We start from the raw sequence: 15,956 nt of genomic DNA on the forward strand, positions 1-15,956 counted from the left end.
CGCGGGGGCTGAAGTTGGCGTCAAAGCTACGCGGATGCCGAGGGGTTCAGTGCCCCCGACAGCCGCATCCTTCACCTATGTGCGCGAAATCGCCCATCAGAAATCGACAAATCAACAACATGATCGGCAGCGGGGGCGCCGGCGGGCGCGGCGGCCCGGCCGGGGTCAGGCCCCGCTGCCGTTGCCGCCCAGCCCGTCGACGAAGTCCTTCACGGTGGTGAAGATTTCCCCGATCTGGGCGAAGAAGCCCTTGGTCGTGCCGATCCACTCCTGGAGCGGGGTCAGCTCCCAGATCAGCCAGCTCGCCACGAACAGGATGAGCAGGGTGAACAGGCAGCCCTTGAGGCAGCCCAGGCCCGGGATCTTCATGGGGTTGGCGCTGCGCGGGCGGGGCTCGCGGCGGGGCCGGGGCTCCGGGGCGGGCGGGCGCTGCGGCTCGTAGCGCTGCGGCGGCGGCTCCTGCCGGCGCTGCGGTGCCTGGCGCTGCTGCCGCTCGTACGGCGGCGGCTGCTGCTGGCGGTACTGCGGCGGCGGGGGCTGCTGGGGGCCCGCCGGGCGGCGCTGGGGGCGTCGGCGCAGCGGGTCGTCGTTCGGGTCCAGGTACTGCACCTGGGTCTGTTCGTTGCGGTCGCGGGCGGCGCGCAGCTGGGACTCCCAAGGGTGCGGACCCTCGGGCTCCTGGGGGCCGCCGGGGGCGCCCATGGGCATCGGGGGCATCGCCCGCGTGGGGTCGGCGCCTCCCTGGCCGTAGCCCTGGGCGCCGGGTGCGCCAGTGGAGGGCAGCACGCTGGTGGCGGCGGCCGGGTCGTACGAGGCGGCGTTGGAGGGCAGCACCTGGGTGGGGTCGGCGTCGCCGGTGCCCTGGCCGCCGTCGGGGGCCGTACCGGGGACGGGGGCGGGCGCCGGGTCGGGGGCGAGCAGCGCGGCGACACCGAGGGCGGCCTCGGCCTCCGCCGGGGTGGCGTGCACGCCGACGCCGGCCGCGACGGTGCGCAGCGCGCGGGCGAGGTTCTCGGCGCTGGGGCGCTCCTCCGGGCGCTTGCGCAGACAGCGCTCTATCACCGTCCACAGCGGCTCGGGCACCGTGCTGGGGCGGCGCGGCTCCTCGCTCAGGTGGCGGTGCAGCACCTCCAGGGCGGTCTGCCCGGCGAACGGCGGGCGGCCGGTGACCAGCTCGTAGAGCAGGATTCCGGCGCCGTAGATGTCCACGGCGGAGGTCTGCGGGCGGCCCTCGGCTGACTCCGGCGCCACATAGGCGGGGGTGCCGACGAATTCATGGGTGCGGGTCAGGCCCGGGGAGTCGGCGAGGCGGGCGATGCCGAAGTCGGTCAGCATCGGGTGCATCTCGCTGCTGCCGTCGGAGCCGGCGAGCAGGACGTTGGCGGGCTTGAGGTCGCGGTGGACGACGCCGTCGGCATGGCTGGCCGCCAGGGCGTCGGCGATCTGCGCGGTGAGCAGGGAGGCCGCGACCGGGCTGAAGGGGCCGTTGTCGCGGAGGTAGCGGTGCAGGTCGGGGCCGTCGACCAGGTCCATGACCAGGGCGAGCAGATCGCCCTCCACAACGAGGTCGCGGGTGCGGACGATGTTGGGGTGGGTGAGCCGCAGCAGGACGGAGCGCTCCCGCAGGAAGCGCATCACCACGTCCGCGTCGTTCGCCAGCTCCTCCTTGAGGACCTTGATCGCGACGGTCTCGCCGGGCTCGCCGGCCACGGCGGCTTCCGCGCCCGCCGTCTCCCGCTGGCGGGCACGCCAGACGGTGCCCGTGGCGCCGCGTCCCAGCGGCTCCTCGAGCAGGTACTTGCTGCCTACCGGCCGCACGTCATGCGCTCCCTGTCGTGGATCTTCTGCCTGGCCCGCCGGGTCAGGCGCTTGTGGGCGATCATGGCCAACCTCACGGCCGTCCGACCCACTGTAGGCCGTCGGGCAAAATCCGCGGCCCGGCGCCGGACCAGGCCGGTGGAGGCTTGTGGGGAAGACGCGGGATCCGGCCGGATGGTTGCCACCGGCCGTCCGCGGAGGTGCGCGGCGGCCCTGTCACGGCCGTCCCGGCGGCTGCGGAGGCTGACCACGGCGGTCGAATTCAGGCCGTTCAGCGCGCGCAAGCCGGCACTTTTTCGCCCTTAGAAGACCAATCAAGATCACCAAGCGGCGGTCGGCGGGCGTGTTGTCAGTGGCAGGTGCGAGGATGCCCCCAGCACGCATTGTGGTGGGGGCGCGCGCTCTCCGTCGCGACGTGCGCTTGGGACTTGTACGTGCCGACGTGCTCGGGCGCGGCGGGGGGTGAACGAGCCCCTGCCGGATTCCCGGCAGAAGGGACCGTTGACGGCGATGCAGATCCGGCTGACCGTCCTCGGGCCGCGCAGCGGCCACACCACACGCGCCTGCGACGTGCTCGTGACGGCTCCCGCCGGGACCGCGCTGGCCTCGGTGGCGGGCTCCCTCGCGGCGTCCGTGGCCGGCTCGGGCGCGGATGTGGGCGGCGGCGCGGGCGGCGGCCCCGTTGTGCTCTACGCGGGCAACGAACGCCTCGATCCGCAGCGTGCGGCGATCGGCGAGCCGCCGCTGATCGACGGCGCGGTGCTCGCCCTCCAGGGCCCCGGCCCCGCCCCGGCGCACGGCCTGCCGCACGGCCCGGCCCGGCTGCGCGTGGTCTCGGGGCCGGATGCCGGCGGCGTCCATCTGCTGCACGGCGGCCAGATCCGCATCGGCCGCTCCGCCGACGCGGACGTCCCCCTCGACGACCCGGACGTCTCCCGGCTGCACTGCGCGGTGACGGTCGAGCCGGACGGTTCGGTGTACGTCGCCGACCTGCGTTCCACCAACGGCACCGCCGTCGACGGCACCGACCTCGGCGAACGGCCCGCCCCGCTGCGCCCCGGCGCCCTGCTGCGGGTCGGCGAGTCCGCCCTGCGGCTGCAGTCCTCCCCCGGCACCCCGGATCCGGCGCTGCCCGCCACCCCCGACGGCGAGGGGCATCTGCGGGTGGCGGCGGGGCCGTCGGCGGGGCTCCCGAGGGACGCGGCGGCGGCCGTCACGGCGGCGGCGCGGTTCTCGCCGGGCCCGTCCGGGGAGGCGGGCGCACGGGAGGTCCCGTACGGCGCCCAGAGCCCGGTCGCCGTGCCCTTCCCGGCTCCGCCCGCCGCGGCCCGCGCTCCGCAGAGCGGACCGGACCGCCGGGACACACCGCTGCGCGGTACGGCACCCGATGACGGGCCGTGGGCCGCCGCGGCGCAGGCGCCCGCCCCGGATGCCTACGGCCACCAGGAGTACGGACCGGACGGCACGCACGCCGGCCAGCAGCAGCTGGCGCCCGCCGACACCGCCAGGGCGGGTCGCCGCGGCGGCATCGGCGCCTGGGCGCGACGGCTGGCCGGCGGCCGCTCCGCCGTCGAGCTGCCGGACGACGCCGAGGCGGCGCCGGAGCCGGCGGACGAGGCGGCGGACGCGGCGTACGGGCCGGGCCCGTCGGGCGCGGAGGGGCCCGACGCCCATGAACGCTGGCCGGATGCCGCCGCCGTCCTCTTGACGGCGCTCGGGCCGGGCCCCCGCCTGTGGGAGCGCGGCCAGGAGCACGCCGATGCGCTGACCGTCCGGCTGGGCACGACCAGCAGGGGCGGCGGCCGGATCGCCGTGCCGGTCACCGTCGCGCTGCGCCGGGCGGGGTCCCTGGGCCTGGCCGGGCCGCGCGAGCGGCTGGCCGGGCTGGCCCGCGCCGCCGTCGCCCAGCTCGCCGCCCTGCACTCCCCCGGCACCCTCGAGATCGTGCTGATCTCCACGGACCGGGGGCGCGGCGCCGAGGAGCGGGTGGCCGACTGGTCCTGGCTCGGCTGGCTGCCGCATGTCCGCCCGGCCCACGGCCAGGACTGCCGGCTGCTGCTCGCCTATGACAAGGAGCAGGCCGCGGCCCGTACGGCCGAGCTGGTGCGCCGCCTGGACGACGGCCCGCTCGGACCCAACTGGGCCAGCGCCGACCGCGCCGAGGTGGCCGCGGCCGCGGCCCGCCACCAGGGCCCGTTCACCGTCGTGATCGTGGACGGCGATCTCGGCTCGTCGGAGCTGCGCGAGAGTGCGGCCCGGCTCGCGGCGGGCGGCCCGGCGGCCGGCATCCATCTGATCTGCCTGGCCGAGACGCCCGCCGCGTCCCCCGCCTTCCCGCTGGCCGCGACGTACGACGCCGCCCGGAAGGCGTCGCCCGCCTTCGGCGAGTGCGGGGCGGTCGCGGTGCTCAGCGGCGATGTGGCCACGGCGCTGCGGGTCGTGCAGCCCGGTACGGGACCGAACGGCACGGTGGCGGCGGTGGACGCGGTCTCCGCCGCCTGGGCCGAGCGGTTCGCCCGCGCGCTGGCGCCGCTGCGCGAGGCCGAGGCGACGGCCACGGCCGGCGGCCACCAGGTGCACCGCGCGGCCGTTCCGCTGCCCGAGGCGACCCGGCTGCTGGACGAGCTGGGGCTGGCCCGCGCCACACCCGCGTCGCTGATGGCGCGCTGGGCCGCCGCCCTGGACACCGACCGGCCCACCGCCCCGGCGGTGCTGGGCGCGGGCCCGCACGGCCCGCTGGCCGCCGACCTCGCCGCCGATGGCACGCATCTCCTCCTGGAGGGCGCGGCGGCCAGCGGCAAGACCGAGCTGATGCGTTCGCTGGCCGCCTCGCTGGCCGCCGCGGACCGCCCGGATCTGCTGTCGCTGGTCCTGGTGGACGGCGGCGGCAGCGAGCGCGGCGAGGGGCTGCGGATGTGTACGGACCTGCCGCATGTCACGACGTATCTGGCCGCCTCGGACCCGGTCCGGATGCGGGAGTTCGCGCAGGCGCTGTCCTCGGAGCTGAAACGGCGCGCGGAAATACTGGCCGGCACGCCGTTCGCCGAGTGGCGCGCCAAGCACCTCCCGGCGCCGCGGATCATCGCTCCGCGCCGCTCGGCCGAGGGCGGCGACACCCCCGGTCACACACCACCGGAGCTGATCTCCCTCCGCAATCGCGGCCGCGGCAAGGAAGAAGGAGGCGGCGGCACTCCGGCGGATCCGTCCGGCACGGGCACCCTGCGCCTGCGGGCGCGCGGCGGGGCGCCGGACACCGAGCCGCAGGTGCCGCCGATGCCGCGGCTGTTCGTGCTGGTCGACGACTTCGATGCGCTGGTGGCCCCGGCGCTGGGCAGTACGGGCCGGCCGGCCGCCGGTTCCGTGGTGCGCGCCCTGGAGGCGGTCGCCCGGGACGGTGCGGCGCTGGGCGTCCATCTGATAGCCGCGAGCGGCCATCCGGACCGCACGGCGGAGACCGCGACCGGCGAACGCGCCGGTCTGCGCATCCGGCTGGGCGTCCCGGCCGATCCGTCCGAGCCGGTGCCGCCGGGCCGCGGGTGGCTGGACCGGGCGGAGGACGGCTCCTCGACGCCGTTCCAGGCGGGCCGGGTGACCGGCCGGATACCCCGTACGTCCACCCTGCGGCCGACGGTCGTCCCGCTGGAGTGGCAGCGGATGGGAGACCCGCCGGCCCGGCGTCCGCTGCGCGAGCTGGGCAACGGCCCCACGGACCTGGCCCTGTTGGCCAGCGCGCTGCAGCGGGCCGGGCAGTCCCTGGGGGCGCCCGCCGCGCCGCCCCTGGTGTGAGGCACGCCGCCGGTGGGCGGCACGGGCGGCCGCCCCACCGCCCGTAACGCCCCCCGCCGGCGCTCCCGCCCGTAACGGCCCCATCACAAAAGGTCAGTTGAGGCCGGATGCGGTATTGCGGCGCCGGAGATCCGGGCGTAGACCTGTCGCACGCCGCGGGCACACCGCGAGAGCGGCAGCGCACCGGCACCACCGCACCACGCACCACCACCGCACGGCACCACCGCACGCACGGCAGGCGCAGCGATAAGGGGCTACGGGGATGCGCAGACGATTCGACGGCACGGCCGGACGCGCCACGACCGCCCTGGCGGCGGCCGCGGCCCTCGCCCTCGCACTGGCCGGCTGCAGCGGCGGGACGAAGGACGACGCGGGCGGCGGCGGCACGGGCAAAAGCACTGCCCCCACGGTCCGGCTCCCCCGGCTCAACGGCCAGAAACTCCAGGTCACCGCGGTCTGGACGGGCCCGGAGCGGGAGAATTTCGTCAAGGTGCTGGACGAGTTCGAAAAGCGCACCGGCGCCAAGGTCGACTTCGTGCCGAGCGGCGACGACATGGCCGGTTTCATCGGTTCCAAGATCGCCGGTGGCGGTCCGCCGGACATTGCGATGCTCCAGCAGGTCGGCGTGCTCAACGAGTTCGCGCAGAAGGGCTGGCTCAAGCCGCTCGGCGCCACCGCCAGGGCGCAGCTCGCGAAGAACTACACCAAGGGCTGGCGGGATCTGGGCGCCCACAAGGGCACCCCGTACGGCGTCTATTTCAAGGCCAGCAACAAGTCGCTGGTCTGGTACAACGCCAAGGCGTTCGACAATGCGGGGGTCGCGGAGCCCAAGGACTGGAAGGGCTTCCTCAAGGCCGCGCAGACGCTTTCCGAGTCGGGTGTGGAGCCGGTCTCGGTGGGAGGTGCGGACGGCTGGACGCTGACCGACTGGTTCGAGAACGTCTATCTCTCGCAGGCGGGGCCCGAGAAGTACGACCGGCTGGCACAGCACAAGCTCAAGTGGACGGACCCCTCGGTCAAGCAGGCGCTGACCACCCTGGGCCAGCTCTTCGGACGTAAGGACCTGCTGGCGGGCGGCAGCTCCGGCGCCCTGGCGACCGACTTCCCGACGTCGGTGACGCAGACGTTCAGCGGCGGCGACGCCCCCAAGGCCGCGATGGTCTCCTCGGCCGACTTCGCCGCGGCCAATATCTCCCAGACCAAGTCCAAGGTCGGCACCGACGCCAAGGTCTTCGCGTTCCCTGCGGTGGGCGCGAAGTCCCCGGTGGTGACCGGCGGCGATGTGGCGGTGGCGCTCAAGGACAGCAAGGCCTCGCAGGCGCTGCTGACGTTCCTGGCGTCGACGGACGCGGCCAAGATCTGGGCGCAGGCGGGCGGGTTCATCTCGCCCAACAAGGAGCTCGACCAGGCGGCGTACGCCAATGGCGTGATGCGCAAGATCGCGGGCGCGCTGATCGCGGCGGGCGACGACTTCCGGTTCGACATGTCGGACCAGGCGCCGGCCTCCTTCGGCGGCAAGCCGGGCCAGGGCGAGTGGAAGGACCTGCAGGACTTCCTCAAGAATCCCGGGGACGTCGCGGGGACGCAGGCGCAGCTGGAGAAGGACGCCGCGAAATCGTTCGGGCGCTGATCGCCGTCCGGGCACTGACGCCGACCGCCTCGACCGGACGGGGGGACCGTCACGATGAGCGAGTTACCAGCCACCGCGGCCTCGGGCAGTACGCATACGCCTGCCGGTACACGTACGCCTGGCAGTGCGCAAAAGCCGGGCGGTAAGCGGAGGAGCGTCACGGGGACGCGTTCCTGGATGGCGGTCGCCTTTCTGCTGCCGGCGCTGGTGCTGCTCGGCGCGCTGGTCGTCTATCCCATCGTTTTCTCCGTCTACCGCAGCCTCTTCGACGCGTCCGGCAACGGCTTTGTGGGGCTGGGCAATTACGGCGAGATGTTCTCGGACGACGGGATCCGTACCGCGCTGCGGAACAACGTCATCTGGGTCGTGGTCGCGCCGACCGTCTCCACGGCGCTGGGGCTGATCTTCGCGGTGCTCACCGAGCGGATCCGCTGGGGCACCGCCTTCAAGCTGGTCGTCTTCATGCCGATGGCGATCTCCATGCTGGCGGCGGGCATCATCTTCCGGCTGGTCTACGACCAGAACCCGGAGCGCGGGGTGGCCAATGCGGTGTGGGTGGGGGTGCATGACACCTTTGCCGAGCCCGCGCCGTTCCCGGGCGCCAAGCCCCGGCCGAACGCGGATCTGCGGCCGTCCGGCGGCGGCGCGTTCACCACCAGGTCGGTGGTCCGCGCCGGGGCGGGCGCGGCGCCGGTGGATCTGCCGCTGGTGGCCGTGCAGCAGGCCGATGTGCGGGACGCGAAACCGGCCGTCGCAGCGAAGCCGCGGCCGGGCAAGGTCACCGGCACGGTCTGGCTGGATTTCACCCGCGGTGGCGGCGGGCGGCCGAATGTCATCGACGGCCGGGAGCGGGCGCTGGCGGGCCTGACGGTCGAGGCGGTCAAGGGCGGCAGGGTGGTCGCCTCGGCGACGACGGCCGCCGACGGGACGTACGCGCTGCCCGCGGAGGCGGCCGACGGCGCCCGGCTGCGGCTGCCCGCGGCCAATTTCGCGGAGGCCTACGGCGGCGTCGACTGGCTCGGCCCGACGCTGGTCACCCCCGCCATCATCGGCTCCTACGTCTGGATGTGGGCCGGTTTCGCGATGGTGCTGATCGCGGCGGGGCTGGCGGCGGTGCCGCGCGAGCTGCTGGAGGCGGCGCGGGTGGACGGCGCGGGCGAATGGCAGGTCTTCCGCCGGATCACCGTGCCGCTGCTGGCGCCCGTCCTGGTGGTGGTGCTGGTCACCCTCATGATCAATGTGCTGAAGATCTTCGACCTGGTCTACATCATTGCGCCGGGCTCCAGCATCCGGTCCGCCAATGTGCTTGCCCTTCAGCTCTTCCAGTCGTCGTTCGGTACGGACGTCGACGAGGGGCTGGGCAGCGCGATCGCCGTATTCCTGCTGCTGCTCGTGCTGCCGGTGATGTACGTCAATCTCCGGCGCATCCGGAAGGAGCGTCGCCGATGACGACCACGCAGGGGGCCCTCCCCGCCGAGCGTCCGGTCCGCGCCGGCCGCGTACCGGCCAAAGCGCCGCTGGCGACCCGTATCGCGGCCCGGACCGGTGGCGGCGCGCTGCGCATCTTCTTGATCCTGGTCGCGCTGTTCTGGCTGATGCCGACCGTCGGGCTGCTGCTGTCCTCGCTGCGCAGCCCGCAGCAGATCGCCGAGTCCGGGTGGTGGGAGGTCTTCGCCAAGCCTGCCCAGATCACCTTCGACAACTACAGCCGGCTGCTGGGCAACGAGAAGGTGATGGGCTCGCTGCTGACCACCGCGGCGATCACCGTGCCGGCCACGGTGCTGGTGGTGGTGATCGGGTCGCTGGCCGGTTATGCCTTCGCGTGGATGGACTTCCGCGGGCGGGACGGCTGGTTCATGGTGGTCGTCGGGCTGCTGGTCGTGCCCGTGCAGGTGGCGCTGATTCCGGTGGCCGAACTCTTCGGCGCGGTGGGGCTGTTCGAGACCACGGCCGGGGTGATCCTCTTCCATACGGCCTTCGGGCTGCCGTTCGCGGTGTTCCTGCTGCGGAATTTCTTCGCGGAGATCCCGCGCGAGCTGCTGGAGGCGGCGCGGCTGGACGGGGCGGGCGAGCTGCGGCTGTTCACCCGGGTCGTGATGCCGCTGGGCGGGCCGGCGATCGCCTCGTTGGGGATCTTTCAGTTCCTGTGGGTGTGGAACGACATGCTGATCGCGCTGATCTTCGCGGACAGCGGGAATCCGCCGGTCACCGTCGCGCTGCAGCAGGAGGTGCGGCAGTTCGGCAACAACATCGATGTGCTCGCTCCGGGCGCGTTCGTGTCGATGGTGGTGCCGCTGATCGTCTTCTTCGCCTTCCAGCGGCAGTTCGTCTCCGGTGTGATGGCCGGCGCGGTGAAATAGGCGGTCCGGCGCCGGGGCGGCCCGCGCCATCTTCCGTTCATTTCCTTCCCCCTACCATGACGGCGGATGACGGCCGATGACGGCCGGTGCCGCGAAACGCATGGTGTGCCGGGGCCTTGTCGTGGACACTGCGTAGACGTGCTCGGGCGGTTTGCGTACCGGGCGGCGGCGCCCCGACCCCTGCTCGGGTTGTGCCAGGCGGAACCGGCCCCCACGCCGACCGCATCTACAACAGGAGAAGCGGCGGCCGCGGCCGACGTTTCGATAACAACAGACATCTCCCACATCAGATCCGCCTCGATCAGCCCAGATCCGCCCAGGTCAAGCAAGATCCAAGATCCAGCAAAATTCGCTCAGATCTGTTCAAATTCGTTCAGATTTGCTGAGATCGACGTCACACCGGCATCACATCCACGGCAGAACAAGCCGGCACATACTCCCCAAGCACATCCACATACGTGTCGCACATCGCCATCGATTCCCGACCGTCTGGAGACGGACCGCACATGACTGCCCCCACCGCAGACAAGAGCGCCGAACAACTCCCCTGCCCCACCCGGCTGTCCGACGTGAAGGGCTGGTTCTTCACCGCCGACCAGCTGCTCTTCGACTGGTTCCTCGCACATCAGCGGGACCGGTCGGTCTCGGGCGACCTGCTCGAGCTGGGAGCGTACATGGGCAAGAGCGCCATTTTCATCGGCGCTCGGATGCGCGCCGACGAGCGCTTCACGGTCTGCGACCTCTTCGATTCACCCGCCGAGGACACCTCCAACTCCAAGGAGATGAAGAAGTCCTACGCGACCTTGACCCGCCGTGCCTTCGAGGCCAACTACCTCTCGTTCCATGACGAGCTGCCCACCATCGTGCAGGGCCTCAGCTCCGTCGTCCGCGACCATGTCGCCGACGAGTCGGTGCGCTTCGCCCATATCGACGCCTCGCATCTGTACGAGCATGTGCACGGCGACATCCTGTCGGTCCGGTCGCTGCTCACCGAGGAGGGCGTGGTCGTCATGGACGACTACCGCGCCGAGCACTGCCCGGGGGTGGCCGCCGCCACCTGGCAGGCCGTCGCGAACGAGGGGCTGCGCCCCATCTGCATCACCGGCACCAAGTTCTACGGGACGTGGGGCGACCCGGAGCCGCTGCAGAAGGCGCTGCTGGAGTGGCTGCAGTCCCGTAAGGACATCTGGCACGAGGTGCAGTACGTCAATGACGCCCCGCTGATCCGGCTGAGCGCCAAGGGCGCCAAGGAGCCCGCGCAGCCGGCCTCCCGGCACCGGGCGAAGGCCGTGCCGCGCCCGGCCGAGCGTCCGGCCGCCCAGGCGCCGAAGGCGTCCGCGAGCCGCCCGGCGCCCCGGCCGCGGCGCAGCGCGCTGCGCCAGGTCGCGCTGGATGTGCTGCCGCCGATCGTCACCCGGGCGATCGTCTCCGCCCGCCGGAAGGCCCGTACCCGCTGAGCGACGGGCGTACGGGCCGGGGCGGGGTGCCGCGCAGCACCCCGCCCCGGCCCGTACGCCCTACCGCGGCACCTGCCCCACCAGCGCGAACACATTGCGCCGCAGCAGCTTCCCGGCGGCGCGCGGCAGCGGGTAGGAGTACGTGCGCCGTACGGCCAGCCCCGCCGTCTCGGCGAAGGCGCGCAGCAGCGTGAAGTCGGTGAAGCGGACCGGGGCCGGCTCGGCGCGGTGACCGGCCTCCTGCGGGGTGATCAACAGGACGCCGCCGCCCGGCCGTACGTAGGGGAGGTAGGCCCGCAGCAGGCCCTCGACCTGCTCGTCGTCCAGATGCTCCAGCACATGTGCGCACAGCAGCGCGTCGAAGGAGCCGAGTCGGGCGTGCGGGCTCGCGAGGAAGGTGTCGGCCGTGTAGGCGGTGAGCCCGCGGGCCCGGCACTTGTGGACGGAGCGCGGGTCGTGGTCGATGCCGACGCTGCCGGGCGCACAGTCGGCGAGCGTGTCGCCCGCGCCGCAGCCGATGTCCAGCACCCGCCCGGTGCCGGTCCGGCGCAGCCGCCAACGGTAGCGGGGCCATGGGGGTCGCCCATGAGCGGGGGAGGGCAACGGCCGTACGGCGCCGGTGCGTTCCCCGGCCGGGAAGCGTGCGGTGGAGGCGTGTGGTGCGGTGCCGGCGCCTTTGGCGGGCCGGGTACCGCGCGCCTGGGGAGCGGGTACATCGGGCGTGCCGGTGGCGGCGGAGCTGTCGGTTCGGCCGGGCATCGGGTCGCGGTCACCTTTCCCTGGGGACACGGCGCGTGGGGCGCCATGACGCTGCCCAACGGTCTACGGCATGGAGGCTGCGGGGTGCCGCGCGGCGCGCCGCCCCTGCGCGGGCCCCGGCCGTCTCACCCTTTCAGCGCAGATCCGGTGACCGTGCCGCCGACGGGCGAGTTGAACGCCGCAATCCCGTGATTCGCCTGATCGGCACGTGTTCGGAAAGGCAGGTCCGCGCGTATGAAGCCTCGGCTCACCGTGGTCGTCCCGGTCCTTTGCAGTGAGGGGCCGGAGCGGAATGTGGAGGAGTGCCTGGAGTCGGTGGCGGCCCAGACGCTGACCGAGCTGGATGTGGTGCTGGTGGAGGAGACCGCCGCGGAGCCCGTCGCCGTCGCCCGTGCCATTGCCGACCGGGACCCCAGATTCCGGATCGTCCGCCCTCCCGTCCGTCGTCCGGGGGGTGTCCTCACGCTCGGCGCGGCGCGCAACGCCGGTGCCCGGCACGCCTTTCCGGGCACCGAGTACCTGGCGTTCGTCGACGCCGACGATGTGCTGCTGCCGCGTGCGTACGAGGATCTGACCGGTGTGCTGGAGACGTCCGGCGCCGACTTCTCGACCGGCAATGTCTACCGGCTGGGCGCGGCGGGCCGCAGTCAGTGCCGGCTTCACCCGGCCGCGCGGGACACGGCGCTGCGCACCCACATCACCGAGGACCGCACCCTGCTCTTCGACCACCTGGCCCGGAACAAGGTCTTCCGTCGCAGCTTCTGGGACCGCCATGCCTTCGCTTTCCCGGAAGGGGAGTTGTGCGAGGACGCCGCGGTGACGCTGCCCGCGCATTTCCTGGCCGAGGCGGTGGACGTCCGTCGCGAACACGTCGTCCACCACCGTCTCGCGGAGGGTCCGCAGCGGCACCGGCGGCTCGATGTGGCGGAGGTGCGAGACCGGTTCGCGGCGGTGGCCGGAATCCGGCGCTTCCTCGCCGATCCGGCGCATCCCCGCCGGCACGGCTACCGGGGCGAGTACGACCGGTGGATGCTGACGGACGGTCTGCTCGACCTCGTGGCGGCGTTGCCGGCGGCCGCGCCGGAGTGCCGTACCGCGTTTCTGGAGGATGCCCGGGACCTTCTCTCCCAGGTCGATCCCCGGCTGTTCCCCACGCTCCCGGTGGAGCTGCGGATGCGCTGGTATCTGGTCCGCGCCGGCCGGCTGGCGGATCTGCTGGCGCTGCTCGCGCACGAGGTCCGTAATCCGGCCGGGTTCGAGGTGGCGGGCCCGCCGCTGCGCAAGCGGGCGGTGCTGCCGTTCACCCCGCCGCTGGAGCTGCCGCCGGGCGTGACCCGGCTGGACCGCACGGATCTTCCCGTACGGGCCCGGGTCCAGGAGGCGGTGTGGCGGGCGGGGTCGCTGGTGCTGCGCGGCTATGCGTACATCCGCAACCTGGAGGCGGCCGCCCGGGGCAGCTATCTCCGGACGATGGTGCTCGCTCAGGGGCGGCGCCGGATCCTGCTGCCGCTGCGGCAGGTGGCGATGCCGCAGGCGACCGCCGAATCCGGCCAGGAGCAGCACTGTTACGACTGGGCGGGGTTCGAGGTCACGCTCGATCCGGCCCGGCTGCGCCGGGGCGGGCGCTGGGAGGAGGGGGACTGGTCGGTCGGGGTGATCGTCGCGTCGGCGGGTGTGGTGCGGGCGGCGGCGCTGCGGGCGGCGGAGACCGGCTCGGGTGCCGCGCCGCTCGCGTACGAGGCGGGCGCCGACGGCGTATGGGTGGCTCCCCGCTACGCCGGCGAGCGGCTGCGGCTGTCGGTCGAACGCCGGACGCGCCGGCTCGCCGGACAGCCCGCCGCGTCGGCCAAGGCCCTGGACCTGACCGTGTCGGCGCCCGGTCCGCGGCCGGTGGCGCTGCGGCTGACGCACCAGGTGACGGGCACGGTGGTGACGTTTCCGGTGGAGCCGGGCCGGGCCGGGGAGCCGGACATGGCGGTGGAGGCGGCGCGGTCGGAGGATGCGCGGTCGGATGAGGCGGCTCCGTCGGAGGCGCCGCGGTCCGAGGACGTCCTGACCCTGCGCGTACACCTCGATGCGCTGGCCGCCGCGCGTCCGGGACGGGACGGTGCGCCGCGGGCGGTCGCGCCCGTACACACCGAGACCTGGATCCCGGAGCTGGTGCTGCCGGACGGCACCACCGACGCGATCGCCTGCTCGCCCTGCCTGTCCCCGGTGAGCCATCCGCTGCCGCAGGGCCGCGAGCTGGTCGTCGCGGCCACCGCCGCCGGCAACCTCGTCCTCCACGACCGCACCCCGCAGCCGTATGTGGACCGTGTCCTGTGGCGGGCGGACGGCACCCTGCTGGTGGCGGGCCGGATGCCGGATGCCGCGCCGCCGGCCACCGAGGTGGTCCTCAAGCACGAGGCGCATGCGCGGGAGGCGGCGTTCCCCGCCGCCCGCGACGGGGACCGCTTCCACTGCGCGCTGCCGCTGGGCGCCCTGCCGTCCCTCGCGGGCGTGCGGCCGCTGCGCGAGGGCCGCTGGACGCTGCATCTGCGCGAGCCGGGCGAGGGGGGTCCGTCCCGTTCGGGGGAGGGCGCGCCGCTGGATGCCCCGGTCCGCCTCGCGCCCTCGGTCTTCGAGGGTCTGCCCGCCTCCCGTACGGTCGCCGGCAAGCCGCTCGCCCTCGACCGGCACCGCCACGACGAGGCGATCGTGACCGCGGGTCCGGCGCTGCCCGCCACCGACCGCGGCCCCTACCGCCGCCGGGTGCTGCGCGAGCTGCACTACCCGCTGCACCGGGGCCGCCCGCTGCGCGAGGCCGTCCTCTACAGCAGCTTCGGGGGCCGGGCGTACGGGGACTCGCCGCGGGCGGTGCACGAGGAGCTGGTGCGCCGGGGAGCGGACGTCCGGCATCTGTGGGCGGTGCGCGATGCGCAGGCCGCGGTGCCGGACTCGGCCCGCGCCGTGGTCGTCGGCAGCGCCGAATGGCACGGTGCGCTGGCCCACAGCCGCTGGATCGTCACCAACACCCATCTGCCGCGGTGGTTCCTGCGCCGCGACGGCCAGCGCGTCATCCAGACCTGGCACGGCACCCCGCTCAAGCAGATCGGCGCGGGGCTGGCGGGCACCGTCTGCGGCGGGCTCGCCCATCTGGCGCCCCGTCCGCGCCTGGGCCGCCAGTGGAGCGTTCTGCTGTCCCCCAACGCCCACAGCACCGCCGTGCTGCGCTCCGCCCTCGGCTACCGCGGCGAGCTCCTGGAGTCCGGCCTGCCGCGGACGGACGCCCTGGTGGCGCCGGACCGCGACCGAAGGGCCGCCGCCGTACGCGAGCGCCTGGGTATCGAGCCGGGCCGCACGGTCGTGCTCTACGCCCCGACCCTCCGCGACGATCTCGCCTACGACGCCGCGCACCACCGCCTGCATCTCCCCCTCGACCTCGGCCTGGCCCGCCGCGCCCTCGCCGACGATCACGTCCTGCTGGTGCGCAGCCATCCCCTGGTGGCCGACCGGCTGCCGGCCCTCGCCCCCTTCGCGCGCGATGTCTCCGACCACCCCGACGCCACCGAGCTCCTTCTGGCCGCCGATGTGCTGGTCACCGACTACTCGTCGCTGGCCGTCGACTTCGCCAACACCGGCCGCCCGATGCTGTTCCTGACCCCCGATCTGCCGCACTACCGCGACACCCTGCGCGGTTTCACCCTGGACTTCGAGGCGCGGGTGCCCGGTCCGCTGCTCACCTCCACCGGTGAGCTGATCGATGCGCTGGGTGACCTGGCGGCCATCACGCGGGCCGGCGCGGAGGCGTATGCGGACTTCCGGCGGTCCTTCTGCCACCGGGACGACGGGGGTGCGGCGGCCCGGGTGGCCGATCTGCTTGGGGGGTGAGCCGTGGAAGCGGCGGCGGGCGGGGCGCGGCGGGAAGGTGATGGCGCCCATGTCGGCATCGTGCGGGCTTCTCGTCGTTACAGCATGTGCAGAAGCCCTTACGGACCTTTGCGCACCCCAGCCCGGTTTTGCAGCCAGTAAGAAGACGGCAAGAAGGCGGGAAATCCGCGGCGACGGGTGCAACCGTGTGGCGGGAATCCTCCTCTGACCCATCAGACAAAAGGACCGGATCCCGCTCGCACCCGAAGATGCTGTCGACACGAAATGTAGATGTAG

8 protein-coding genes are annotated in these 15,956 nt (G+C 73.6%); 6 read left to right on the top strand and 2 right to left on the bottom strand.

The annotated features are described in order from the left end of the window. Positions 1 to 165 precede the first annotated feature (165 nt). Positions 166 to 1,818, bottom strand: coding sequence for a serine/threonine-protein kinase (locus AC5677_RS14695; protein WP_497195486.1), 1,653 nt, complete (start codon positions 1,816 to 1,818; stop codon positions 166 to 168). Positions 1,819 to 2,328: 510 nt separating this feature from the next. Here AC5677_RS14695 and AC5677_RS14700 point away from each other — a divergent pair. From AC5677_RS14700 to AC5677_RS14720, 5 genes are all read left to right on the top strand, one after another. After that, positions 2,329 to 5,604 carry an FHA domain-containing protein gene (locus AC5677_RS14700; protein ID WP_497196624.1) on the top strand — a complete coding sequence of 1,092 codons (3,276 nt, stop codon included), beginning with the start codon at positions 2,329 to 2,331 and terminating at the stop codon, positions 5,602 to 5,604. A 262-nt stretch (positions 5,605 to 5,866) separates the two neighbouring features. Continuing rightward, a complete protein-coding gene (locus AC5677_RS14705) occupies positions 5,867 to 7,234 on the top strand; it encodes an ABC transporter substrate-binding protein (protein ID WP_497195487.1) in 1,368 nt (455 codons plus the stop codon). A 54-nt stretch (positions 7,235 to 7,288) separates the two neighbouring features. Then, positions 7,289 to 8,683, top strand: a complete 1,395-nt coding sequence (locus AC5677_RS14710; RefSeq protein ID WP_497195488.1) for a carbohydrate ABC transporter permease — start codon at positions 7,289 to 7,291, stop codon at positions 8,681 to 8,683. Then, positions 8,680 to 9,594: a carbohydrate ABC transporter permease gene (locus tag AC5677_RS14715; protein ID WP_497195489.1), complete on the top strand. Its 915-nt coding sequence runs from the start codon at positions 8,680 to 8,682 to the stop codon at positions 9,592 to 9,594. The genes AC5677_RS14710 and AC5677_RS14715 overlap by 4 nt, the downstream gene beginning before the upstream one ends. 506 nt (positions 9,595 to 10,100) lie before the next feature. After that, on the top strand, positions 10,101 to 11,051 hold the full coding sequence (locus tag AC5677_RS14720; RefSeq protein ID WP_497195490.1) for a class I SAM-dependent methyltransferase: 951 nt from the start codon (positions 10,101 to 10,103) through the stop codon (positions 11,049 to 11,051). 60 nt (positions 11,052 to 11,111) lie between these two features. Here AC5677_RS14720 and AC5677_RS14725 read toward each other — a convergent pair whose 3' ends face one another. Then, entirely contained in the window at positions 11,112 to 11,810 is a 699-nt protein-coding gene (locus tag AC5677_RS14725) for a class I SAM-dependent methyltransferase (RefSeq protein ID WP_497195491.1), read from the bottom strand. A gap of 234 nt (positions 11,811 to 12,044) precedes the next feature. Between AC5677_RS14725 and AC5677_RS14730 the strand changes: the two genes are divergently transcribed. Further along, positions 12,045 to 15,680, top strand: coding sequence for a bifunctional glycosyltransferase/CDP-glycerol:glycerophosphate glycerophosphotransferase (locus AC5677_RS14730; protein ID WP_497195492.1), 3,636 nt, complete (start codon positions 12,045 to 12,047; stop codon positions 15,678 to 15,680). Positions 15,681 to 15,956: the final 276 nt, after the last annotated feature.

The sequence above is a fragment of the Streptomyces sp. JLSY215 genome, from assembly GCF_059682825.1.

Coding starts and splice junctions, on each gene's coding strand:
- AC5677_RS14700 (WP_497196624.1), top strand. CDS start 2,329: ATGCAGATCCGGCTGACCGTCCTCGGGCCGCGCAGCGGCCACACCACA.
- AC5677_RS14705 (WP_497195487.1), top strand. CDS start 5,867: ATGCGCAGACGATTCGACGGCACGGCCGGACGCGCCACGACCGCCCTG.
- AC5677_RS14710 (WP_497195488.1), top strand. CDS start 7,289: ATGAGCGAGTTACCAGCCACCGCGGCCTCGGGCAGTACGCATACGCCT.
- AC5677_RS14715 (WP_497195489.1), top strand. CDS start 8,680: ATGACGACCACGCAGGGGGCCCTCCCCGCCGAGCGTCCGGTCCGCGCC.
- AC5677_RS14720 (WP_497195490.1), top strand. CDS start 10,101: ATGACTGCCCCCACCGCAGACAAGAGCGCCGAACAACTCCCCTGCCCC.
- AC5677_RS14725 (WP_497195491.1), bottom strand. CDS start 11,810: ATGCCCGGCCGAACCGACAGCTCCGCCGCCACCGGCACGCCCGATGTA.
- AC5677_RS14730 (WP_497195492.1), top strand. CDS start 12,045: ATGAAGCCTCGGCTCACCGTGGTCGTCCCGGTCCTTTGCAGTGAGGGG.